Below are 22,873 nucleotides of genomic sequence, written 5' to 3' on the forward strand. Positions count from 1 at the left end.
CTGAGTTAAACATTATCTTATGTGTCCGTTCTTCTCCACGGAGGTGACGCGCGGCCCCAGCGGCAGGACGACCTGCTCGCGCAGGTGCTCGTAGACGACGGAGGTGCGGACGTCGGCGACCTCGCGGCGCTGGGTCAGCTCGTCGATGACGAAGGCGTAGAGGTCCCGGTTGTCGCGGACGGCGACGTGGACGATGAAGTCCTCGGAGCCGAAGGTGACGAAGACACCGACGGTCTCGTCGAGGCCGGCGACCCCGTCGCGGAATGCCTCGATGATCTCGCGTCCTTCGTGGACGAGACCCGGGGCGAAGGGGCTGCGAAGAAGCAGCTCGGCCCGGTCTACGGCGCAATGGCGTGTCGCCGCTACGTCGAGCGAGCGAAAAGGAGTCTCGACGTCTCCGCCGGACTTCAGGTGTCCGCAGGGTGAGCAGCGAAGAGAGAGCGAGCTGTAGGAAGCTCTTCCCGCAGACGAGATCGTGCTCGAGTGGCACTCTGGCCGCTGAGCAGGTGTGGAGCGAGTGACGGGAATCGAACCCGCGCCATCTGCTTGGGAAGCAGAAGTTCTACCATTGAACTACACTCGCGCGGCGCCGCTCGGGCGCACCAGGACATCGTAGCAAGGGTCGCGCCTGCCCCAGGTCCGAGGTCGCCTCACGCCCTAGGATCGCAGCGTGCTCCTCTCCGACCGCGACATTTCGTTCGAACTCGCCTCCGGACGCGTGGGGCTCACCCCGCACGATCCGTCGATGCTGCAGCCGTCGTCCGTCGATGTGCGCCTGGACCGCTTCTTCCGGCTGTTCGACAATCACCGCTACCCCTATATCGATCCGGCCGAGGATCAACCTGAGCTGACCCACCTGGTCGAGACGCCGCAGGGCGAGCCGTTCATCCTGCACCCGGGCGAGTTCGTGCTCGGGTCGACCTACGAGGAGGTGTCGCTGCCGGACGACATCGCGGCGCGCTTGGAGGGCAAGAGCTCGCTGGGCCGGCTCGGCCTGCTGACGCACTCGACTGCCGGGTTCATCGACCCGGGATTCATCGGCCACATCACTCTCGAGCTGAGCAACGTGGCGACTCTGCCCATCACCCTCTGGCCGGGGATGAAGATCGGCCAGATGTGCTTCTTCCGCCTCAGCTCGCCCGCCGAGAAGCCCTACGGCTCGGCCGAGTACAGCTCGCGCTATCAGGGCCAGCGCGGCCCGACCGCCTCGCGCTCGTCCCTGAACTTCCACCGCACCGACGTCTACTCGGCCTAACGCCCGCCGCGAGATGCCACTTGAGTGCGCGACACGCCGACGAACGCCTACCTTTGTGGCATCTCGCGGAGGGGAGAGGGCGGGGGTCAGCCGAGCAGGCGGGGGAGCTGCAGGACGAGCCAGGGTGAGAAGGCCCACGGAGTCGCGCGCACGGCGGCCACCGTCGCCTCCGGGTCGACCCACTCGTAGTCCATGACCTCGTCTCGGCGCGGATCGAGCGCCTCCCGGCTCTCGAGGGTCGCCGTGTACACCGGGCAGATCTCGTTCTCGACGATTCCGGAGGCGTCGACCGCGCGGTAGCGGAAGTCCGGCAGAGCGACCTCCGGCGTCGCCAGCCGGGCACCGAGCTCGCGCTCGGCACGGCGCACGACGGCGTCCTCGATCCGCTCGTTCGGGGCGGGATGGCCGCAGAAGGAGTTCGTCCAGACGCCGGGCCAGGTGCGCTTCTGCAGAGCTCGGCGAGTGACCAGGAGGGCGCCGTCCGGGGCGAAGACATGGCAGGAGAACGCGAGGTGCAGGGGAGTCGCGGTGCTGTGCACGGTCGCTTTGTCGGCAACGCCGACGGCGTTCCCGGCCTCGTCGAGGAGGACCACCTGCTCGATGTGGTCCACCTGCTCGATGTGGTCCACCTGCTCGATCTGGTCCGTCTGCACGGCGGTGCCTGGCGAAGTCATAGCTGCAAGTCAAGCACGCCGCAACACTCCAATCGGCTCATCCTTCACGATCACTGCTTTGTTAGCCTTCCGACGTGGATACGCGCGACCCCGTGGTTCTGTCCCGGTTGAGGCAGGAGCACGTCGATGCCGTCCTGGACAGATTCTTCTCGCTGGCGAGGTCCCGGGCAGTGCGGCTGGGACCTCGCTATCTCACTCTCTGGCAGACGCTGGAGGCCAATACCCGCGGCGGCAAGCGATTCCGCCCACTGATGGTGATCTCGGCCTACGAGGCCCACGGCGGTCAGGATCCGGAGGCCGCCGCGCACCTCGGCGCCGCCTTCGAGCTCCTGCACACCGCACTGATCGTGCACGACGATGTGATCGACCGCGACTTCGTGCGCCGCGGCGGCCCGAACGTCTCGGGCAGCTATCGCGACGAGGCCACCACCGCGGGCCTGTCCATCCCGATCGCCGAGCACCGCGGCACGTCGGTCGCCGTGATCGCGGGCGACCTCGCCCTCACCGGCGCTCACCGCCTCGTCGAGGGCGTCGGTGCCTCGGACGAAGTGCGCGCCCGCCTGCTCACTCTGCTCGACGAGGCCGTCTTCGCTTCCGCCGCCGGCGAACTCGCCGATGTCGACTTCTCGCTGATGCCCGGCCTGCCCTCGGTCGAGGAGGTGCTCGACATGGAGCGCCTGAAGACGGCGGTGTACTCGTTCGAGGCGCCGCTGCAAGCCGGAGCGATCCTCGCCGGCGCCTCAGACGCGGCGGTGGACGCGCTGGGCGAGTTCGGGCGCTGGATCGGTATCGCCTACCAGATCGTCGACGACCTGCTCGGTGTCTTCGGCGTGGAGGGGCAGACCGGCAAGACCACGCTGGGCGACCTGCGCGAGGGCAAACGCACCGTTCTCATCGCGCACGCGGCCGGCACCGACTGCTGGCCCGACATCGAGGCCCTGATCGGCGACGAGTACCTCGCTCCCGAGACTGCCGAGCGGGTGCGCGGCATTCTCGAGGACTGCGGTGCCCGCAGCTATGCCGAGGGTCTCGCGAACCAGTTCGTCGACCGTGCCTGGGCGGCGCTGGAAACCCCGGCGGTCCCGGAGGCGTTCCGCAATGAGGTCCGCCCGCTCGTGGCCAGCGTGGTCGGGCGCACCCGATGAGCGCGTCCCGCCACGCGCGGATGCGCAGCGCGATGCCGTTCCTGCGCCTGTGTCCCCGTACGGTGGCACGATGAGCCGCCAGAGCGAACTGTACGATCGCGTCGCGCACGAGTCGTCCGCGCAGGTGATCCGTCGCTACTCCACCTCCTTCGGTCTGGCCACGCGCCTGCTCGCACCCGGCGTGCGCAAGCGCGTGGAGGATGTCTACGCCCTCGTCCGCGTCGCCGACGAGATCGTGGATGGTGTCGCCGAGGAGGCGCAACTCGACCGCGCGGCCGTGGAGGAGTCGCTGGACGCCTTCGAGGCCGAAACCGAGCGCGCGCTCGCCTCCGGCTACAGCTCCAATCTGGTGATTCACGCCTTCGCCCGGACAGCGCGGGCCACCGGGTTCGGCACCGAGCTGACCCGCCCGTTCTTCGCGTCGATGCGGGCCGACCTGCGCGAGACCGCGCACACTCCCGAGTCGTTCGAGGCCTACGTCTACGGCTCCGCCGAGGTCGTCGGGCTGATGTGCCTGCACGTGTTCCTCGCGGCTCCGGACGCCGGGCTCGTCTCGGCGGTCGCGCGCGAGCGCCTCGTCGCCGGTGCCCGCCGCCTGGGTGCCGCGTTCCAGAAGGTCAACTTCCTCCGCGACCTCGACGCCGATGTCGACGGCCTCGGCCGCAGCTACTTCCCCGGAGTCGATCCGCACGCCTTCTCGGAGCGCGACAAGGCCGCCCTGCTCGCCGACCTCGACGCCGACCTCGCCGAGGCAGCCGCCATCGTCCCGGAACTCCCGCGCTCGAGCCGGCGCGCGGTGCGGCTGGCCCACTCCCTCTTCGCCGCGCTGGCCGACCGGATCCGCGCGACGCCCGCCGAGGAACTGCTCCGCGCCCGCGTCAGTGTGCCCACGGCCACCAAGGCGGCGCTCGCCGCGAAGGCCGCCGTCTCGACGCTCGGCCCGCGGCTGGGTCCCGGTCCGGTCCGCGCGACCCGTTCGAAGACCGGACCGCACCGAGCGGTCGTCATCGGCGGCGGAATCGGCGGCCTCGCCTCCGCCGCGCTGCTCGCCCGCGACGGCTACGACGTGACCCTGCTGGAGGCGCGCGAGGTCGTCGGTGGCCGCGCCGGCTCGTGGGAGCACGAGGGGTTCCGCTTCGACACCGGCCCATCCTGGTACCTGATGCCCGAGGTGTTCGACCACTTCTTCCGCCTGATGGGCACCAGCGCCGCCGAGCGGCTCGACCTGGTCACCCTCGACCCCGGCTACCGCGTCTACAGTGAGGGCGTCGAGGAGCCGATCGACGTGCTCGCGGACCTGGAGTCGAACCTCGCGCTCTTCGAGAGCATCGAGCCCGGGGCGGGCGAGCGGATGCGCGTGTACCTCGACTCCGCGCGCGACACCTACGAGATGGCGAAGCGCCGCTTCCTCTATACGAGCTTCTCCTCCTTCCTCCCGCTGCTGCGCCGCGACGTGCTCAGCCGCACCGGGACGCTCGGCCGCCTGCTGCTCACCCCGCTCGACACGTTCGCGGCGAAGGCGGTCACCGACAACCGGCTGCGTCAGATCCTCGGCTACCCGGCCGTGTTCCTGGGGTCCTCGCCGTTCAACGCGCCGAGCATGTACCACCTGATGAGCCACCTCGACCTCGCCGACGGCGTGCTCTACCCGATGGGCGGATTCACGACGCTGATCGAGGCGGTCGCCGACGTCGCCGAGGAGGCGGGCGTACGCATCCGCACCTCCTCGCCCGCGACGCGCATCCTCACCGCCCGCTCCCCGCGCGGCGGGCGCCGCGGGGCCGAGGTCGTCGGAGTCGAGTTCACGGGCCCCGAGGGCACGGAGCGGATTCCCGCGGACCTGGTCGTCAACGCATCCGACCTCTTCACCACTGAGCAGTCGCTCCTCCCCGAGGAGCTGCGGACCTACCCGCCGGCCTACTGGGAGACGCGCGAGCCCGGCCCGAGCGCCGTCCTCGTGCTGCTCGGCGTGCGCGGCAAGCTCCCCGAGCTCGAGCACCACACCCTGCTCTTCACGCGGGACTGGCGCGACAACTTCGACAAGATCTTCGGCGAGCACCCGACCGTTCCCGATCCGGCCTCGATCTACGTCTGCCGCCCGAGCGCGACCGATGCGAGCGTGGCGCCGGAGGGGCACGAGAACCTGTTCGTGCTCGTCCCGATCCCCGCCGACCCCTCGATCGGGCACGGCGGGGTGGACGGAGCGGGCGACGCGCGCGTCGAGGCGATCGCCGACTCCGTGATCAAGCAGATCGCGACCTGGACCGGCGCGACCGACCTCGCCGAGCGGATCGTCGTGCGCCGCACCATCGGCCCGGCCGACTTCGAGAGCGATCTCGGCGCCTGGCGCGGCTCGATGCTCGGCCCCGCGCACGTGCTCTCGCAGAGCGCGTTCTTCCGCGCCGGGAACGTCAGCAAGCACGTCGACGGCCTGCTCTTCGCGGGCAGCTCCACCATCCCCGGGATCGGCCTGCCGATGTGTATCATCAGCGCCGAGGTCATGCTCAAGCGCGTCCGCGGCGACGTCAGGACCGAGCCGCTGCCCGTGCGCGAGGCGCCCTCGGCGCCGGTCGCGCCCGTTCCCGCGGGGGAGTAGGCGTGGGGATCCTCTACCTGCTCGCGCTCCTCGTCTCGATCACCGGGATGGTCGTGCTCGACCGGCGGTTCCGGCTGTTCTTCTGGGCGGATGCGCGCCGCGCGGCGATCGTGCTGCCGGTAGGAGTCGCGTTCTTCCTGGTGTGGGACCTCGTGGGGATCGGCCTGGGCATCTTCTTCCGCGGCGAGACGTCCTCCATGACCGGGCTCCAGCTCGCACCGGAGCTGCCGGTCGAGGAGGTCCTCTTCCTCACGCTGCTCTGCTACCTGACGATGGATGTGCACGGCTTCCTGTCCCGGTACGCCGCTCGGCGGGCGGGGGCTCGGGCGTGACCTACCTCCTCCTCAACGCCGTGTTCCTCGCGGTGGTGCTGGTGCTGCTGCTGGCCGCGCTGCGCCGGCGGATCCTCCGTCCGGCCGCCGTGCTCGGCACGCTCGCCGTGCTGCTGGTGATGACCGCCGTCTTCGACAACATCATGATCGGAGTGGGCCTGCTGGTCGCCTACGACGACGACCTCATCTCGGGCATCCGGATCGGTGTCGCTCCGATCGAGGACTTCGCCTACGCGATCGCCGCCGCCCTCGCGCTCCCGGCGCTCTGGGTCCTCCTGCCCGCGCGACGTCGGAGCGAGCCGTGAACCGGCTGAGCGCGCTGTTCGTCTCGAGCCGCCCGCTGAGCTGGGTCAACACGGCCTACCCCTTCGCGGCGGCGTATCTGCTGACCACGCGCGAGATCGACCTCGCCTTCGTGCTCGGCACGATCTACTTCCTCATCCCCTACAACCTGGCGATGTACGGGATCAACGACGTCTTCGACTACGAGTCCGACCTGCGCAACCCCCGCAAGGGCGGTGTCGAGGGCGCCGTGCTCGACCGGAGTCAGCACCGCGCGACCCTGATCGCCGCGGTGGCGACGAACGTACCGTTCCTGGTGGCCCTCGTGGTGCTGGGGTCCCCGGTCTCGTGGCTCGTCCTCGCGATCAGCGTTTTTGCTGTGATCGCCTACAGTGCTCCGGGACTGCGATTCAAGGAGCGGCCTTTCATCGACTCGCTGACCTCGGCGACACACTTCGTCAGCCCGGCCGTCTATGGGATCGCCCTCGCGGGCACCGTCGTCACCGGCCCGCTGGTGGCGTTGCTGGTGGCGTTCTTCCTCTGGGGGATCGCCAGCCATGCCTTCGGAGCGGTGCAGGACATCCTGGCCGACCGCGCGGGCGGCATCGGCTCGATCGCGACGGTGATCGGAGCGAGGGCGACCACGCGCCTCGCCATCGCCGCCTACGTCGCGAGCGGGCTGCTCCTGCTTCTGCTGCCGTGGCCGGGGACCCTCGCGGCGATCCTCGCGGTGCCCTACGCGGTGAGCATCTGGCAGTACCGGTCGCTCGGCGATGCGGAGGCGGAGCGCGCGAACGCCGGCTGGAAGCGTTTCCTCGCGCTGAATTTCCTGACCGGCTTCCTGGTCACGCTGCTGCTGATCGTCTTCTGGATCGCCACGGCCTGAGCCGCACTGTCTGCGTGCCGCACTGTCTGCGTGCCGCACTGTCTGCGTGCCGCACTGTCTGCGTGCAGGCGTCGGGCGCTCAGAAGAGCTGGTGCGGCGCGAGGATCAGCGCGACGACGCCGACGAGCGCAACGAGGAGTACCACCGCGAGGGCCGTCAGCCCCACACGCCGGAGGATGCGCCGAGCGCGGGTGCCTCGCGACTCCCGCCGCTTCTTCCGCACCCGCACCTTCGCGGGGCGAGCGGGGTGCTCAGGACTCTCGGGGGCGACCGGTGCGCCGGGCACCGTCGGCCACTCGGAGACCGGAGCCGTCTGCGGCCGCTCGACCGCGGGCACCGCCTCGTCCGTGTGCCGCTCCGGTCCTGGTGTGCGCTGATCCGCGGGGCGTGACGACATCCCCGACCTCCTTCACGCCGCTTCGGCGCGGCCCGGTCACTCTAGGCGAATCGACGGCGTGTGGCGGGTCTGTGGCGCGAGAGGGGCGCTCGACGGCGGGCGGCGCACCGGCAGGAGGAGCATCAGCCCGACCGCGAGAACCAGGACGAGGCCGAGGATGCCCCAGTACTGCACGTTCGACTCCGCGCTCCCCGAGACCGAGGCGGCGATCGAGACGGCGGCCGCGAAGGCTGCGGGAGCAAGGAACGAGGCGGCCCGTCCGGTCGTCGCGTACAGGCCGAAGATCTCGCCCTCGCGTCCCTCCGGAATGAGGCGCGCGAGGTAGCTGCGGCTCGCCGACTGCGCCGGTCCAACGAACAGGCACAGCAGTAGCCCGAAGATCCAGAACACCGTCTTCCCGCCGTCGTGCAGCGCGAAGACGGTCGCGCCGCAGATCACCAGGCCGGTCAGCGAGGCGACGATCACCGCCTTCGGGCCGATGCGGTCGTCGAGCGCACCGACCGAGATGGTCGCCACTCCGGCCACGAGGTTCGCCGCGATCGCGAACAGGATCACCTCGCCGGCGCTGAAGCCGAAGGTGCCCTGTGCCAGCACGCCGCCGAAGGTGAAGACGCCGGTGAGCCCGTCGCGGAACACCGCGCTGGCGATGAGGAAGGTCACGGTGCTGCGGCTCTCGCGCCAGAGAGCCGCGACCTGCGCGAACAGCGCCCGGTAGGAGGCGATCACCCCGACCCGCTCCCACCGGCCCGCGCGCGCGGGCGCCTCCGGAACCGCGAAGAGGACGGGCAGGGCGAAGGCCGCGAACCAGACACCGGCGAGCAAGAGTGAGACCCGCACGTCGAGGCCGTCGTCGCCGGTCACTCCGAAGAGGCCGACCTCGGGAGCGATGAAGCCGACGTAGACGATCAGCAGCAGCACGATGCCGCCCACGTAGCCCAGACCCCAGCCGAACCCGGAGACGCGGCCGATGCTCGCCCGCGTCGAGATCTGGGTGAGCATCGCGTTGTAGTTGACGCTCGCGAACTCGAAGAAGACCGTGCCGACCGCGAGCAGTCCGAGCCCCAGCCAGAGGAAGGCCGGCTCGGGGCGGACGAAGAACATCAGCAGGATGCAGAGAACGACGACTCCCGAGTGGACCCCCAGCCAGAGTCGGCGGCGGCCGCCGAGGTCGGCTCGCCGGCCGGTGATCGGGGCGATGACGGCGACGACCACTCCTGCGGCCGCGAGCGACCAGCCCAGCGCGGCGGAGACTCCGCTCGGCGTGCCGAAGAGCCCGTCGGTGGTGAGGTAGACGGTGAAGACGAAGGTCGTCACGACGGCGTTGAAGGCCGAGCCGCCCCAGTCCCACAGGCCCCAGGCGAGGACGGGCCAGCGGCCGGTGCGCGTCGTCATGGCCCCACCGTAAGGGGAGGAGGTGAACGCCCGGAAGCGCCGGGAGGGCGGGTCCCGCTCAGCGCGGAGACTGCTGCAGCGCCCCGGCGCCACTCTTCCTGCTCGCATCGATCACGAACTGCAACCGCCCCATCGATCGGGGGTGCACGGCGAGGAACGCCGGGAGCGTCAGGCGGGGCTGGATCGCCGCGATCGAGATGCCCTCGTAGACGTGCTCGGTCTCGTACGCGGCGAACACCGGCGTCCACATCGCCGTGGGGTGAGCCACCAGTTCGGCGAAGGTCGCCTCAACGGTGCTGAAGCGCATGCCGACTTCGACGCTGAGGCCGAGCGCAGCTAAGCCGCCGGAGAGGATGTCGTGCAGCGCCGGGTTCTCCTCCCGCGGGACGAGCGCGGCGGGGGACTGGGCCAGGTCGGCGAGCTGCACAGACTCCTGAGTGGCGAGGGGATGGTGCTCGGGCAGCGCGGCGACGAGTTCGTCGTCCCAGACGTGATGCGCGATCAGCGGGCCGCGGCGCACGCGCCCGCGGATGAACGCGGCGTCGAGTTCGCCTGCGGTGAGGAGAGCGCAGCGTTCCGCCGGCGGCACGGAGACGGTCCGCACGGAGTGACCGGCGCTCGCCAACAGGCGCAGGATGAAGGCGAGCCGGCGCCCCATGCCGAGACCGATACCCAGGCGCAGGACGCGACCCGGGTGCTCGTTCGCCCGCGCAGTCCCGACGAAGGATTCGGCGTCGTGCAGCAGGGCGCGCCCCGGAGCCACCAGCTCGCTCCCGGCGGCGGTGAGGCTGATCGCCCGACGGCTGCGATCGAACAGCTCGACTCCGATCAACTGCTCCAGGCGCTTGATCTGCTCGCTGACCACCGACGGCGGGAGCCGCAGGTGCGCGGCGGCGCGGCCGAAATGCAGCTCGTCGGCGACGGTCACGAAGATCCGGAGCTGACGCAGTTCCAGCGACATCCCGCCCCTCTCCGCGATCGTCCAGCGCCGACCGTTCGGCTGCGACGATAGCTCACTTCGCGGATCAGGTCTCGATCGCGGCGCGATGCGACTCCATGATCGTGACGTTCCAGTCAGTCACGAGAACGGGAGTTCAATCTATGAGTGTTGTAGCGATCATCGGAGACGGAAACGTCGGGGGTGCGCTGGCACGCGCGGCGCGTCGCAGCGGCAACGACGTCCAGCAGGTCACGCGGAAGACACCGAAAGAGGAGTCGGTCGCAGCGCTGGCGGGAGCGGATCTGGTGGTCCTCGCGCTGCCGTACGAGGCGGCCCTCGAGCTCGCGCCGGAGCAGGTCGCAGCACTCGCCGGGAAGACCGTTCTCGACGCCACCAACCCGCTCTCCGCGGACTTCGCTCGCCTCACCGTCGGCTTCAGCACCTCCGGTGGTGAGCAGATCGCGGCGCACCTGGGTCGGTCCAAGGTCGTCAAGGCGCTCAACGCCGTGCTCGCTCCCAACCACGACCCGGCGTCCTTCGAGGCCGGCTCGCTGTTCGTGCCGGTGGCGGGGGACGACGAGGACGCCAAGGCGCAGGTGCTCGGGTTCCTCGTCTCTCTGGGCTTCGACGCGGTCGACGCGGGTCCGCTCGGGAATGCCCGGTACATCGAGCCGCTCGCCGAGCTTCTGGTCCAGCTCGCCTACTTCCAAGGCAAGGGAACGGCCATCGGCGTCTCCCTGCTCTGCGCCTGATCTCTCCGACGACGAGAGGCGGTGATGAGCGCGATCGATGCCCAGCCGCAGTCACCGAGGGCCGGCGTCGCGTCGGGCACGGGTGCCGTGTCCCGTGCGGCGCGGCTCCCGTCGCTCACTGCCGCTCGCTTCCCCGCCGCGCTGGCTGTGTTCGTCTTCCACGCGGCACTCCCGCAAGCGCCGTTCCTCGGCGGTTCACCAGAGATCGCGGATCCACTCTGGCGGGTCGCGGAGCACATCGGGGCGGCCGGGGTGAGCTTCTTCTTCCTGCTCAGCGGCTTCGTCATCGCCTGGTCGGTGCGGCCCGACGATACAGCCGCGGGCTTTTGGAGACGGCGCTTCGTCAAGATCCTCCCGGTGTACTGGGTCTGCGGTGTCGTGGCGCTCCTCGTGAGCCCGGGCGCCGCGCACCTGCTGCCGGGCTACCTCCTGATGACGCAGGCGTGGTCGCCCGACCCCGCTGTCTACTTCGGCCTCGATGCGCCGGGCTGGTCGCTCTGCGTCGAGGCGCTCTTCTACGTGCTGTTCCCGCTCGCCGCGCGAGCGATCGTGGGACGCCCGCCCCGCCGGGTCGTCCTGGCTGTCGCCGGCCTGGCGCTCCTCGTGATCGTCGGCACCGTGCTCCTCGCGCAGCTGCTTCCGATCGGCGAGCCGATGGCGCACGACTCCTCCGTGCGGAGTGTCCAGTACTGGCTCCTCTACGTTCTCCCGGTGGGGAGGCTGCCGGAGTTCGTCCTCGGGATCTGCGCGGCGATCGCGGTGCGGGACGGCTGGTTCCGGCCCGCGTCGCGCGCGCTCCCGGCGGTGGTTCTGGTGCTCGCGTACATCGGCGCGCTGTTCCTGCCCGCGCTCTGGTCGCAGAAGGCGGTCATCGTCCTCCCGTGTCTGTGGCTGATCGCGGCGTTGGCCGCGCACGACGCCCGCGGACCGCGCGGAGACGGTTCGCCCTGGTGGCGGCGGCTCGGGGAGTGGTCCTTCGCGTTCTACCTCATCCACCAGCCCGTGCTCGTTCTCCTCTCCGGCGCTGCCCGTTCCTCGGGGCCAGGGGAGTCGCTGCTCCTGCTCGCAGTGGCGGCGCTGACCTCCGCGGCCTCCGCGGCCGCTCTGTACTACGGACTCGAGCGGCCGCTGATGCGCCGCTGGGCCACCGGGCGCGCGAGGTGAGCACCCGGGCCCGTGAGCACCCGGGCCCGACACCATCCCGACCCACACCACTCCACCCGAGAAAACCAAGAAGGAATCATGGCACTCACCCTCTCCCGTCCCGCGCTCGATGACCGACGCCCTCCCCTCGTCGGCACCGATCGGATGCAGGTCGTCGAACTCGCCGGTCCCGGCGACCTCCGCTCGTCCACTCGACCGATCCCGTCGACCCCGTCCGACGGAGTCCTCCTGCGCACCCGCGCTGTCTCGCTCTGCTCCACCGACGTCTCCTTCTTCGAGGGGCACCTCTTCCCCGACGACTATCCCGTCGTCCTCGGCCACGAGTACGTGGGCGACGTCATCGATGTGGGACCGGAGATCGCCGCGGCCGAGACTGTCCGCGTCGGGGACCGCCTCGTGTACTGGGGTCAGACGGACTTCGACGGGCTCGCCGAGTACCGCAGCGTGCGGCCCGTCTTCGCGGGCGAGCGCAAGACGGATCCCTTCCCGGCCGAGCGGTCCTTCGTCGACGACCGGCGCGCCGCGGCGGTCGTGGTCCCGTCCTCACTGCCGGACATCGGCGCGTCCCTGATCGAGCCGACGACGGGAGTGCTCCGCTCCATCCTCGGCAATCCGCCGGCCGTGGGTGACCGGGTGCTGATTCTGGGTGCCGGACCGATCGGCATCATCGCCGGGAGCATCCTCCAGAAGACGTTCGCGGTCAGTGAGGTCGTGGTCCTCGATCAGAATCCCGCCCGGAATGCGCAGGCGGCCGCGATCTTCGCCGACCGTGCGGTCACGCCCGGCGAGCTCACCGAGATCCCCGACGACCACTTCGACTACGTCTTCGACGGCCTCCCGACGATCCGCGTCGACGACGACGAGCACGATCCTCGACGTCAGGCCATGCGGCGCCTGCGCCCGAATGGGCGGTACGTCCTCTACGGTGCGTCACAGGAGTTGCAGAAGTTCGACACCTGGCTCGTGCTGGCCAAGGGCATCAGGATCGTGTCCGTCCCCTTCGATGTCCGCGCTTTCCCGATGCATCGCAGCGCCGTCGTCATCCGCACGGCACTCGCGGCGATCACCTCCGGAGTCGTGGACGTCGACTCGCTCGTCACTCGCGTCCATCCGTTCGCCGATTTCGAGGGGCTGCGGACGATTTTCGCCGAGTACCGTATGACGTCGGAGATGAAGATCGTCATCGACTTCTCCGGTTGATCCCTCTGCCGCGCTCCGCTCGCCGTGACGCGGACGTTCCACCTCGACAGCACTGGAAGGGCTGCACGTGTCGTCGTCCTACGAATGGCTCCTGCGCGACGTCCGGCTCAACGGCAGTCGCCGGTCGGACCGCACCGGCACCGGAACCCTCAGCGTCTTCGGTCGGCACCTGCGCTACGACCTTGGCTCAGGCTTTCCGCTGGTGACGACCAAGCGGGTGCACTTCCCGTCCATTGCGCAGGAGCTGTTCTGGTTCCTGCGCGGCGAGACGAATGTCGGCTGGCTGCGGGAACGGGGTGTGTCGATCTGGGACGAGTGGGCCGATGAGAGCGGAGACCTCGGGCCGATCTACGGTGCGCAGTGGCGACGATGGGGGACGAAGACGGGGGAGTCGATCGATCAGATCGCTCGGGCCGTCGAACAGATCCGTTTCGATCCGAGCTCGAGGAGGATCGTGGTCTCGGCGTGGAACGTCGGCGAGATCGACGACATGGCTCTGGCGCCCTGCCATGTCCTTTTCCAGTTCTACGTCGACGATGACCGCCTCTCCTGTCACGTCTACCAGCGCAGCGCCGATCTGTTCCTCGGCGTGCCGTTCAATCTCGCCAGCTACGCCCTCCTCACTCACCTGATCGCCGACCACTGCGCGCTCACGGTCGGCGAGCTGGTGTGGAGCGCCGGCGACTGCCACATCTACCTCAACCACCTCGACCAGGTCGATGAGCAGTTGTCCCGGCGGCCCTTCCCGTTCCCGACCCTCTCGCTGCGCCGGCATCTGCTCGAACTCGATCAGTACGGGCTCGACGACGTGGAACTCGCGAACTACCGCGCTCACGGCGTGCTCCGGGCGCCGGTCGCGCGGTGATCGCGAGGACGGGGAGGAGGGGGCCGGGTTGCGGGACGGGGAGGAGGGGCCGGGTTGCGGTCGAAGTTGAGTTCTCCAGGCTCAGGTTCGTGAGGGTGAACTTGACGCTCGGGCGAGGATGGCTAAACTTGAGCGTGCGGGACTCAACTCCCGCAGAGGACTCCCCACCACCCGTGACTTGATCGGCCGTCGCCTGAGCGACGCCGATCGCGAAGGAGAACAACGCATATGTCCCGTGCCGTAGGCATCGACCTGGGAACCACCAACTCTGTCGTGGCCGTCCTCGAGGGAGGCGAGCCCACCGTCATCGCCAACGCCGAGGGCTTCCGCACCACCCCGTCGGTCGTGGCGTTCACCAAGGACGGCGAGGTGCTGGTCGGTGAGACCGCGAAGCGCCAGGCCGTCACCAACGTCGACCGCACCATCGCCTCGGTCAAGCGCCACATGGGCACGGACTGGACGTTCGGCGTGGAGGAGAAGAAGTACACGCCGCAGGAGATCTCGGCCCGCATCCTGGGCAAGCTCAAGCGCGATGCGGAGCAGTACCTCGGCGACAAGGTGAGTGACGCGGTCATCACCGTCCCGGCCTACTTCAATGACGCCGAGCGCCAGGCGACGAAAGACGCCGGCGAGATCGCGGGCCTCAACGTTCTGCGCATCATCAACGAGCCCACCGCGGCCGCCCTCGCCTACGGCCTGGACAAGGGCAAGGAGGACGAGCTCATCCTCGTCTTCGACCTCGGCGGCGGGACGTTCGACGTCTCCCTCCTCGAGGTGGGCAAGGACGACGACTTCTCCACCATCCAGGTCCGCGCGACCTCCGGCGACAACCGTCTCGGCGGCGATGACTGGGATCAGCGCGTCGTCGACCACCTGGTCAAGCGCTTCAAGGACTCGACCGGCGTCGACGTCTCCAAGGACAAGATCGCTCGTCAGCGCCTCAAGGAGGCCGCGGAGCAGGCGAAGAAGGAGCTGTCCTCGAGCACCTCGACCAGCATCCAGCTGCCCTACCTCTCGCTCACCGAGAACGGCCCGGCGAACCTCGACGAGACGCTCACCCGCGCCAAGTTCGAGGAGCTCACCAGCGACCTGATCGAGCGCACTCGCAAGCCCTTCACCGACGTCATTGCCGAGGCGGGCGTCAAGGTCGAGGACATCGCGCACGTCGTCCTCGTCGGCGGCTCGACCCGCATGCCGGCCGTGGCCGAGCTCGTGAAGAAGCTCACCGGCGGCAAGGAGCCGAACAAGGGCGTCAACCCGGACGAGGTCGTTGCCGTGGGCGCCGCGCTGCAGGCCGGTGTCCTCAAGGGAGAGCGCAAGGACGTCCTTCTGATCGACGTGACTCCGCTCTCGCTGGGCATCGAGACCAAGGGCGGAATCATGACCAAGCTCATCGAGCGCAACACAGCGATCCCGACCAAGCGCTCCGAGACCTTCACCACGGCCGACGACAACCAGCCGTCCGTCGCCATCCAGGTCTTCCAGGGCGAGCGCGAGTTCACCCGCGACAACAAGAACCTGGGCACCTTCGAGCTGACCGGGATCGCGCCGGCCCCGCGCGGTATCCCGCAGGTCGAGGTCACCTTCGACATCGACGCCAACGGCATCGTGCACGTGTCCGCGAAGGACAAGGGCACCGGCAAGGAGCAGTCGATGACGATCACGGGCGGCTCCTCGCTGCCCAAGGACGACATCGACCGCATGGTCCGCGAGGCCGAGGAGCACGCTGCCGAGGACAAGGCCCGCCGTGAGGCCGCCGAGATCCGCAACAACGCCGAGACCCTCGCGTACTCGATCGACAAGCTGATCAAGGACAACGAGGAGAAGCTGCCGGAGGACGTCACGTCCGAGGTGCAGGGCGATGTCGACGCGCTGAAGACCGCGCTCGCCGGCGACGACGACGCGGCCGTCAAGACCGCGTTCGACGCGCTCAACGCCTCGCAGACCAAGATCGGTCAGGCGATCTACTCCCAGGACCAGGCTGCGCAGAGCGCCCCCGCGGACGCTCCGGCCGACGGTGACAAGAAGGCCGACGAGGACATCGTCGACGCCGAGGTCATCGACGAGGACGAGCCGAAGGACAAGAAGTAGTCATGGCAGCCCAGAGCCACCCCGAGAACGAGCCCCAGGACGAGCCCCGCGACCTCCCCGAGGAGCAGTCGGTCACTGGCGGCGAGGCGGGAGCCGAGGCGGCGCAGGACGCGCAAGACCAGGAGGGCCTCATCGAGGCCGAAGGGCCGGACGTCGAGACCAGCCTCTCGGACGCCGACCTCTCCTTCCTCTCCGGTCAGTCCAGCGCCGAGACGCTCGCCGCGGAGCACCTCGCCGACCTTCAGCGGGTCACCGCCGAGTACGCGAACTACCGCAAGCGCACCGAGTCGAACCGCCAGGTCGACAAGGAGCGGGCGATCGGCGACGCGGTGAAGGTCATCCTCCCCGTGCTTGACGACCTCGACCGCGCCGAGAAACACGGCGACCTCGCCGAGGGCGGCCCGTTCACGGCCATCGCGCAGAAGTTGCGCGGCGGAGTGGAGAAGCTCGGCCTGGTGAAGACCGGCGCCGCGGGGGACCTGTTCGACCCGACCATTCACGAGGCGATCTTCCAGCAGCCCACCCCCGGAGCCGAGACCTCCACGGTCGCGGACGTCGTCGAGTCGGGCTACTACCTCGGAGGCTCGCTGCTGCGGGCCGCCAAGGTGGTCGTGGCCGTCCCCGCGGACTGACCCGATCACCCGCACCACCACCGCGGAGGACCCCGCCCCGCTCGGCAGAACGCTGCCGCCCCGGGCGGGGTCCCTCGCCGCATTCGACACAGGAAGAGGCACATGGCCAGCCAGGATTGGTTCGACAAGGACTTCTACACAGTCCTCGGCGTGTCCAAGGACGTCTCCGCGGCGGACCTGAAGAAGACGTACCGCAAGCTCGCCCGCCAGTTCCACCCGGATTCCAACCCCGGCGACGCGAAGGCCGAGGCGCGCTTCAAGGAGATCAGCGAGGCGTACACCGTGCTCTCGGACGCCGATCAGCGCAAAGAATACGACCAGATCCGCGCGATGGGCGGCGGGGCGCGCTTCACCGCCGGCGGCCAGCCCGGAGGATTCGACGACGTCTTCGGCGGCATGTTCGGCCAGGGTGGGCGCAACACCTACAGCACGCAGCAGGGCCCACCGCCCGGATTCGAGGACATCCTCGGCGGCATGTTCGGCGGCGGAGGCAGTCGCTTCGGCCAGCCCAGCGGCGGCTACCGCGGATATGGCGGCCCGCAGAAGGGCGCCGATGTCACCGCCAGCACCACCATCGACTTCCGCACCGCCACGCGTGGTGACACCGTGCAGCTGCAGACCGGCGACGGGCGCACCCTCTCGGTGCGCATCCCGGCTGGCGTGGCCGACGAGCAGAAGATCCGCGTCCGTGGCAAGGGTCGCCCGAGCCCCGACGGAGGCGAGCCCGGAGACCTCGTGCTGACCGTCTCGGTGCGCAAGCACCCCGTCTTCGAGCGGGACGGAGTGAACCTGCGGGTCACAGTCCCCGTCACCTTCGTCGAGGCCGTCTTCGGCGCGACGATCGAGGTGCCGACGCTGGGCGGCGAGCCCGTCAAGCTGCGGGTCGCCGCGGGCACGCCGAGCGGTCGGGTACTGCGGGTCAAGGGCCGCGGAGTCACGACCTCGAAGGGCACGGGCGATCTGCTCGCGGTGCTCCAGGTGGCCGTCCCGGGCCATCTGTCCGCCGCCGCCCGCGAGGCCCTCGAGGCCTTCGCCGCCGCCGAGCCGGACGAGGATCCGCGCGAGGACATCCTGGAGAAGGCCCGCTACTAGTCGAGGCACTGGTCGGCGCGGCCGGTCGGAGGAGGAGGGGACATGGACGAGAACACGCCCGTCTTCGCGATCGCCGTCGCCGCCGAGCTCGCGGGGATGCACCCGCAGACGCTACGGCAGTACGACCGCCTCGGGCTTGTGAGCCCGACGCGCACCGCGGGGAAGTCGCGCCGCTACTCGATGCGCGACGTGGTGCAGTTGCGCGAGGTCGCGCGAGCGTCCTCCGAGGGCGTCTCGCTCGAGGGTATCGCCCGGATCCTGCAGCTCGAGAATCAGGTGCAGTCGCTCTCCCAGCGGGTGCGCGAGCTGGAGACGGCTCTGGCGGACGAACTGCTCAACCGGCCGGGCCGCCGCGTTTTCGCTGCCGGCCTGGAGGGCGACGTGGTCACCCTGCGCCACGGCACGCGCGCACAGCGCCGCACAGAACTGGTCATCTGGCGCCCCGCGCCGCCATCCGGCGCCACCGACGACCGCACTCCCTGAACGAGGGATAGCCTGTCCGGGCGCCGCGTCACTCCGCGGCGTCCGCTCCGCCGCGAGGAGCGGAGAGCAGGAGGATCACCGTGGACCACGACAGCACTGACCCGCGCGACGAGCGCGACGCCCCCCAGGAGCAGGCGGCGGAGGTGGATCCCGTGGAGGCGGATCCCGCGGAGGCGGAACCCGCGGACGTGGATCCCGTGGAGGCGGAACCCGTGGACGTGGAACCCCTGGAGGCGGACCCCGCGGACGGAGACCCCGCTCCGGCAGAAGCCGCACCGGCCCGTGGTCGCGACCCGGTTGTCCCCGACAACGGCTTCACCCGCGAGTCCTACGCGATCCACGCCACACGCAGCGAGCTACCGCTGTTCACGACGGCGCTGAATGGTCGACGTGATGACGTCGGCTGGCTGTCGTCGCTCTCGAGCGTGCTCGCGGGCCCGGGCGGACCCGTCGGCTCTGCGGACTCGACCGCCGCCGCGGCGCAAGCGGCCATCGATCGCCGCACCCCTCGCCAGCGCGACGACTCCTGAGCGCGAGCGGGTTCTGGTCGCGCGGGGCTCTAGTCGCGCGTGCGCGTGCTGGCGAGCCGGGCGTCGCCCAGGCGGCCACCGCTGAAGCGCGCGAGGAGCTCGGAGCCGAACGGCAGGGCGCGTGCCAGGGGCGGGCCTTCGACGCGCTCCTCGTCGGTGTAGCCGAGGAGGGTGTACATCCCTACTACGGCGATCGCGGCGATAGTGGCCACTCGACCCGGGATCTGGTCCATCGTGCCGCCCCCGCCATCGACCGGCTCCGCCAGCGTGACGCACATCAGGAAGATCGACGCGTACACCGCCAGGTGCACGTGAGCGCCGCGCCAGGGCCGCGCGAGTGCAGCGATCGGCAATATCCATAGGACGTACCACGGGTGGACGGCCGTCGAGGCCGTCACGAATGCCAGAAGCGCTCCGGACAGGCGGGCGAGCGGATCGATCGACCGGCGCGAGAGCATCAGGCGCGCGGCGATCAGACCGGCGAGGCCCAGCGCGAGGACCTTCGCCACGGCGATGGCCGCGGCAGGGTCGTGGCCCGTGAACTCGACGGTGCGGGAGAGGGCGACCGTGACGAACGACATCGGCGCGTACCAGTGCAAAATCGAACCGGGCACGACCATCGCCGCGACCCAGCCGACTCCGACACCCGCGAGCAGCCCCACCGCGACTACGAGGCCCAGCGCCCCGGCGCCGGTCCACAGCCAGCCGCGGGCGCGCTCACGCCAGGTCGCGTCGTGACGCAGCCACAGCAGCGCGAGCACGGGCAGGGCGAGGACAGCGATCGGCTTGATCGCGATCGCGCCGGCCATCAGCACGACGGCAGCGATGCGGCGGTCGGTCTGCGCGTAGTAGAGCGAGGCGAGAATGAGCGCCAGCATCACGGAGTCGTTGTGACCCGCGACGATGAACAGCACCAGCGTGAGCGGATTGGCGACAAGTGTCCATGCCGTGAGCGACACGGAGAGGCCGCGCAGGCGCGCCAGGCGCAGTGCGTAGACCGCCATCACGACCACTCCCGCTGCCGAGACGGCGCGGAGCATCGCGATGGAGAGCTCGGGCGAGCCGTAGCCCGCGAGCTGCACAGCGGTGCGTTCGACCAGGAGGTACAACGGCCCGTACGGCGTGGGGGTGTCCGCCCAGAGCGGATCGACGCCGAGGCTGAACCAGCCGGGCAGGGTCGCGACGCCGTTCGTGTAAGGGTCGATCCCCTGCGTCATCAGGCGGCCCTGCGCGACGTAGGAGAACATGTCGTGGCTGAACAGCGGTACCGTGACCAGCAGCGGTGCGGCCCAGGCGAGGGCGGCGACCAGGATCGTGCGGACGGAGCCGGGTCCGGCGGCGAGTGCGACTGAGCGCAGGCGCAGCCAGGCGATCAGCAGCAGCATCCCGCCGCCGACCACAAGGGCGGCACTCCACTCCGTCAGCCAGCCGGTGGCGCGGATCGACGCGACGACAGGCCAGTCGCGGATCGGCGAGTCGGCCGGGAGGTAGCCCACGCCGAGTGAACCGAAGAGGATGGAGAGCGAGCCGAGCAGGCCCGTCGCCAGCGGAGCGGCGTCGAGAAAGAGGGGCCGCGGTCGACGTCGCCGTGTCGCTGCCCCTGCCGTGACCGGCCGTTCGATCGTCCCCCGTGAAACCATTGTTCCCACGGTAGGGGATCCGACTCCGAAGCGCATGGACGGGCGATGAATGGTTGACCAGTTGGCGTTCGCGTCGTGTCACCGGCCGGAGGGCCTCCGCTCAGGTCGCCTGCGGCACCGGGACCGGCTCGGCGAAGCGGAGCTGGTTGCCGAACGGGTCGATCACCTCGAGTGCGAAGCCGAACGGCGTGCGGGTGATGCGGGGGTTGAGGTACGGGTAGGCCTTCGCATCGAGCTCGGCGTGCAGCTCGCGGACACCGCGGAGCGCGACGTGCACGGCCGCACCCGGGCTGCCGTCGCGGTGATGCTCGCTGAGGTGCAGGCGCAGACCCGAGCGCGAGACCTGGAGGTAGAGGGGCGCGTCGAGCGAGGCACGGTGCTCCCAATCCACCTCGAAGCCGAGGTAGTCGACGTAGAACTCGCCCGCCTTGGCGACCGAGAAGATCCGCAGGATCGGCACCGCGGCCTCCAGGCGCACCGCCTCGAGCCGGCCCGGCTCCTGCGCCGTCGTCCGGTCCCGCGCTCGTCGTCTCGTCTCCACGCCACGAGGGTAGCCGCCCCGCACTCGACGCGGAGCCGACTGCGTCAGTTCACCAGGCCCAGGGCGCGAAGCAGCCGGAGAGTCTCGACCCCGGCGGGCGGGCAGCGATCAGCGTCGGAGCTGTCGACCCAGTGCAGCGAGTCGATCTCGCCGCTCGGGCGCGCCTCGCGATCGAGCTGGGCGGCGAAGACACTCATGTGCACGTCGCCCCCCTCCGGCTCGCCGTGCGCCTGGGTGCGAACGGTGAACAGCGGCTCGAGCCCGAGCGCGTCGGCGCCGAGCTCCTCGCGGGTCTCCCGCGCCGCCGCGTCGATCGCACTCTCGCCCTCGTCGACCTTGCCGCCGGGGAGATAGAGGACGTCGCGGCCGCGAGCGGTGACCATGAGGACGCGCCGCTCGCGCACGACGGCGACAGCGGACACGACGATCGGCGGGAGAGCGCTCATCCGTTCATCATGCCCGTCACGGGCGGGCCGGCGCCGCGAGCCCGCGGCTAGCATGGGGGCACACCAGAAGGACGCGCGCAGCCGGCGCGCGCCGGGGCCCCGTGCGCCCGAACAGCTGAGGAGCAACCCGTGGCAGAACCCACCACCCTCGACACAGTCATCACCCTCGCGCAGCACAGGGGATTCGTCTTCCCCTCGGGTGAGATCTACGGGGGCACCCGCTCCGCGTGGGACTACGGGCCGCTCGGCGTGGAGTTCAAGGAGAACATCAAGCGCCAGTGGTGGAAGACCTTCGTGCAGGGTCGTGGCGATGTGGTCGGCCTCGACTCCGCGGTCATCCTGCCCACGGCGATCTGGCACGCCTCCGGCCATGTCGGCGTCTTCTCGGACCCGCTGACGGAGTCGCTGATCACCCACAAGCGGTACCGCGCCGACCACCTCTTCGAGAAGTACGAGGAGGTCAACGGCCACCCGCCCGCGAACGGCCTCGATGACATCCCCGATCCGGAGCACCCAGACAAGGTCGGTCAGTGGACCGAGATCAAGCAGTTCTCGGGATTGATGAAGACCTACCTAGGCGTCGTCGACGACGAGTCCGGACTGCACTACCTCCGCCCCGAGACCGCGCAGGGCATCTTCACCAACTTCGCGAACGTGCTGCAGAGCGCCCGGCGGAAGCCGCCGTTCGGCATCGGCCAGATCGGCAAGGCGTTCCGCAACGAGATCACGCCGGGAAACTTCATCTTCCGTACCCGCGAGTTCGAGCAGATGGAGCTCGAGTTCTTCGTCGAGCCCGGCACCGACGAGGAGTGGCAGGAGACCTGGATGCAGCTCGCCTGGGACTGGTTCGTCGGCCTCGGGATGAACCCCGAGAACATCCGTCAGTACGAGCACCCCAAGGACAAGCTGTCCCACTACTCCAAGCGCACTGTCGACATCGAGTACCGCTTCAGCTTCGCCTCGGGCGAGTGGGGCGAGCTGATGGGAGTCGCGAATCGCACCGACTACGACCTGAAGACGCACATCGAGCACTCGGGCAAAGACCTCTCGTTCTTCGACCAGAACAAGAACGAGCGCTACGTGCCGTTCGTGATCGAGCCGTCGTTCGGCCTGACCCGCGCCCTGATGGCGTTCCTCGTCGACGCCTACGAGGAGCAGGAGCTGCCGCCGAACGCCAAGGGCAAGGTCGAGACGCGCACCGTGCTGCACCTCGACCCGCGCCTGGCGCCGGTGAAGGTCGCCGTCCTTCCGCTCTCGCGCAACGAGGCCCTCTCGCCGCTCGCCCGCCGCGTCGCCGACCAGCTGCGCCAGCTCTGGAACGTCGACTTCGACGACTCCGGAGCGATCGGCCGCCGCTACCGCCGCCAGGACGAGATCGGCACCCCGTACTGCGTGACCGTCGATTTCGACTCCCTCGAGGACGACGCCGTGACTGTCCGTGACCGCGACACGATGAAGCAGGAGCGCATCCCGCTCACCGAGCTGGAGGCGTACCTGTTCGCTGGTCTACGCGGCGCCTAACGCGCTGGGCGAGATGC

Annotated in this window: 24 protein-coding genes and 1 tRNA gene; 16 read left to right on the forward strand and 9 right to left on the reverse strand. The window is 69.8% G+C overall.

The window, feature by feature from the left end; genetic code table 11:
- Positions 1–12 precede the first annotated feature (12 nt).
- Both A6122_RS17535 and A6122_RS01900 read right to left on the reverse strand, forming a co-directional pair.
- The gene (locus A6122_RS17535) at positions 13–528 is read right to left on the reverse strand and encodes an Lrp/AsnC ligand binding domain-containing protein (protein WP_308470997.1); all 516 of its coding nucleotides are present in this window, start codon (positions 526–528) and stop codon (positions 13–15) included.
- Positions 510–583, reverse strand: a tRNA-Gly gene (locus A6122_RS01900). The genes A6122_RS17535 and A6122_RS01900 overlap by 19 nt, the downstream gene beginning before the upstream one ends.
- An 87-nt stretch (positions 584–670) precedes the next feature.
- Between A6122_RS01900 and dcd the strand changes: the two genes are divergently transcribed.
- Complete coding sequence (gene dcd / locus A6122_RS01905) at positions 671–1,255, forward strand: dCTP deaminase (RefSeq protein ID WP_068250951.1); 585 nt, start codon at positions 671–673, stop codon at positions 1,253–1,255.
- Between the two features lie 86 nt (positions 1,256–1,341).
- On the opposite strand, the gene idi is transcribed toward dcd, so the two are convergent.
- Positions 1,342–1,929, reverse strand: a complete 588-nt coding sequence (gene idi, locus A6122_RS01910; protein WP_084415749.1) for an isopentenyl-diphosphate Delta-isomerase — start codon at positions 1,927–1,929, stop codon at positions 1,342–1,344.
- A gap of 170 nt (positions 1,930–2,099) precedes the next feature.
- Between idi and A6122_RS01915 the strand changes: the two genes are divergently transcribed.
- The 5 genes from A6122_RS01915 to A6122_RS01935 all read left to right on the forward strand — a co-directional run bounded on the left by A6122_RS01915 (position 2,100) and on the right by A6122_RS01935 (position 7,170).
- On the forward strand, positions 2,100–3,074 hold the full coding sequence (locus A6122_RS01915; RefSeq protein ID WP_237358219.1) for a polyprenyl synthetase family protein: 975 nt from the start codon (positions 2,100–2,102) through the stop codon (positions 3,072–3,074).
- Positions 3,075–3,144: 70 nt separating this feature from the next.
- Positions 3,145–5,670, forward strand: a complete 2,526-nt coding sequence (gene crtI, locus A6122_RS01920) for a phytoene desaturase family protein (RefSeq protein WP_068256842.1) — start codon at positions 3,145–3,147, stop codon at positions 5,668–5,670.
- Positions 5,671–5,672: 2 nt separating this feature from the next.
- Positions 5,673–6,002, forward strand: coding sequence for a lycopene cyclase domain-containing protein (locus tag A6122_RS01925; protein WP_084415750.1), 330 nt, complete (start codon positions 5,673–5,675; stop codon positions 6,000–6,002).
- Positions 5,999–6,307, forward strand: a complete 309-nt coding sequence (locus A6122_RS17205; protein WP_068250954.1) for a lycopene cyclase domain-containing protein — start codon at positions 5,999–6,001, stop codon at positions 6,305–6,307. The genes A6122_RS01925 and A6122_RS17205 overlap by 4 nt, the downstream gene beginning before the upstream one ends.
- A complete protein-coding gene (locus A6122_RS01935; RefSeq protein ID WP_068250957.1) occupies positions 6,304–7,170 on the forward strand; it encodes a prenyltransferase in 867 nt (288 codons plus the stop codon). The genes A6122_RS17205 and A6122_RS01935 overlap by 4 nt, the downstream gene beginning before the upstream one ends.
- 79 nt (positions 7,171–7,249) lie before the next feature.
- Here the strand turns inward: A6122_RS01935 and A6122_RS01940 are convergent, their stop codons facing one another.
- Genes A6122_RS01940 through A6122_RS01950 form a run of 3 tightly spaced genes read right to left on the reverse strand, consistent with a single transcriptional unit; the run spans position 7,250 to position 9,920 of the window.
- Positions 7,250–7,567 carry a hypothetical protein gene (locus A6122_RS01940; protein WP_068250959.1) on the reverse strand — a complete coding sequence of 106 codons (318 nt, stop codon included), beginning with the start codon at positions 7,565–7,567 and terminating at the stop codon, positions 7,250–7,252.
- Positions 7,568–7,603: 36 nt separating this feature from the next.
- Positions 7,604–8,959: an MFS transporter gene (locus A6122_RS01945; RefSeq protein WP_068250962.1), complete on the reverse strand. Its 1,356-nt coding sequence runs from the start codon at positions 8,957–8,959 to the stop codon at positions 7,604–7,606.
- A gap of 58 nt (positions 8,960–9,017) precedes the next feature.
- Positions 9,018–9,920, reverse strand: a complete 903-nt coding sequence (locus A6122_RS01950; RefSeq protein ID WP_068250964.1) for a LysR family transcriptional regulator — start codon at positions 9,918–9,920, stop codon at positions 9,018–9,020.
- Positions 9,921–10,060: 140 nt separating this feature from the next.
- Between A6122_RS01950 and A6122_RS01955 the strand changes: the two genes are divergently transcribed.
- From A6122_RS01955 to A6122_RS01995, 9 genes are all read left to right on the forward strand, one after another.
- Entirely contained in the window at positions 10,061–10,651 is a 591-nt protein-coding gene (locus A6122_RS01955) for an NADPH-dependent F420 reductase (RefSeq protein ID WP_068250969.1), read from the forward strand.
- Positions 10,652–10,675: 24 nt separating this feature from the next.
- Positions 10,676–11,815, forward strand: coding sequence for an acyltransferase family protein (locus A6122_RS01960; RefSeq protein WP_068250972.1), 1,140 nt, complete (start codon positions 10,676–10,678; stop codon positions 11,813–11,815).
- A gap of 78 nt (positions 11,816–11,893) precedes the next feature.
- On the forward strand, positions 11,894–13,015 hold the full coding sequence (locus tag A6122_RS01965; RefSeq protein ID WP_084415752.1) for a zinc-dependent alcohol dehydrogenase: 1,122 nt from the start codon (positions 11,894–11,896) through the stop codon (positions 13,013–13,015).
- A 61-nt stretch (positions 13,016–13,076) separates the two neighbouring features.
- Positions 13,077–13,880: a thymidylate synthase gene (locus A6122_RS01970; protein ID WP_208855062.1), complete on the forward strand. Its 804-nt coding sequence runs from the start codon at positions 13,077–13,079 to the stop codon at positions 13,878–13,880.
- Between the two features lie 228 nt (positions 13,881–14,108).
- The gene (gene dnaK / locus A6122_RS01975; RefSeq protein WP_068250976.1) at positions 14,109–15,971 is read left to right on the forward strand and encodes a molecular chaperone DnaK; all 1,863 of its coding nucleotides are present in this window, start codon (positions 14,109–14,111) and stop codon (positions 15,969–15,971) included.
- Between the two features lie 2 nt (positions 15,972–15,973).
- Positions 15,974–16,603: a nucleotide exchange factor GrpE gene (locus A6122_RS01980; RefSeq protein ID WP_068250978.1), complete on the forward strand. Its 630-nt coding sequence runs from the start codon at positions 15,974–15,976 to the stop codon at positions 16,601–16,603.
- Positions 16,604–16,705: 102 nt separating this feature from the next.
- Positions 16,706–17,695, forward strand: a complete 990-nt coding sequence (locus tag A6122_RS01985; protein ID WP_068250980.1) for a DnaJ C-terminal domain-containing protein — start codon at positions 16,706–16,708, stop codon at positions 17,693–17,695.
- A 42-nt stretch (positions 17,696–17,737) separates the two neighbouring features.
- Positions 17,738–18,178, forward strand: a complete 441-nt coding sequence (locus A6122_RS01990) for a heat shock protein transcriptional repressor HspR (protein WP_068250985.1) — start codon at positions 17,738–17,740, stop codon at positions 18,176–18,178.
- 80 nt (positions 18,179–18,258) lie between these two features.
- Positions 18,259–18,708, forward strand: coding sequence for a hypothetical protein (locus A6122_RS01995; RefSeq protein WP_068250988.1), 450 nt, complete (start codon positions 18,259–18,261; stop codon positions 18,706–18,708).
- 29 nt (positions 18,709–18,737) lie between these two features.
- Here A6122_RS01995 and mptB read toward each other — a convergent pair whose 3' ends face one another.
- From mptB to A6122_RS02010, 3 genes are all read right to left on the reverse strand, one after another.
- A complete protein-coding gene (mptB, locus tag A6122_RS02000; protein ID WP_068250991.1) occupies positions 18,738–20,348 on the reverse strand; it encodes a polyprenol phosphomannose-dependent alpha 1,6 mannosyltransferase MptB in 1,611 nt (536 codons plus the stop codon).
- Positions 20,349–20,448: 100 nt separating this feature from the next.
- Positions 20,449–20,889, reverse strand: coding sequence for a glyoxalase superfamily protein (locus A6122_RS02005; RefSeq protein WP_208855041.1), 441 nt, complete (start codon positions 20,887–20,889; stop codon positions 20,449–20,451).
- A 44-nt stretch (positions 20,890–20,933) separates the two neighbouring features.
- Entirely contained in the window at positions 20,934–21,335 is a 402-nt protein-coding gene (locus A6122_RS02010) for an NUDIX hydrolase (protein ID WP_068250997.1), read from the reverse strand.
- A 129-nt stretch (positions 21,336–21,464) separates the two neighbouring features.
- Here A6122_RS02010 and A6122_RS02015 point away from each other — a divergent pair, with 129 nt between their 5' ends.
- Positions 21,465–22,856 carry a glycine--tRNA ligase gene (locus tag A6122_RS02015; protein WP_068251000.1) on the forward strand — a complete coding sequence of 464 codons (1,392 nt, stop codon included), beginning with the start codon at positions 21,465–21,467 and terminating at the stop codon, positions 22,854–22,856.
- Positions 22,857–22,873 lie beyond the last annotated feature (17 nt).

Origin of the sequence: Rathayibacter tritici, from assembly GCF_001641005.1 — a bacterium.
Lineage (GTDB): Bacteria > Actinomycetota > Actinomycetes > Actinomycetales > Microbacteriaceae > Rathayibacter > Rathayibacter tritici.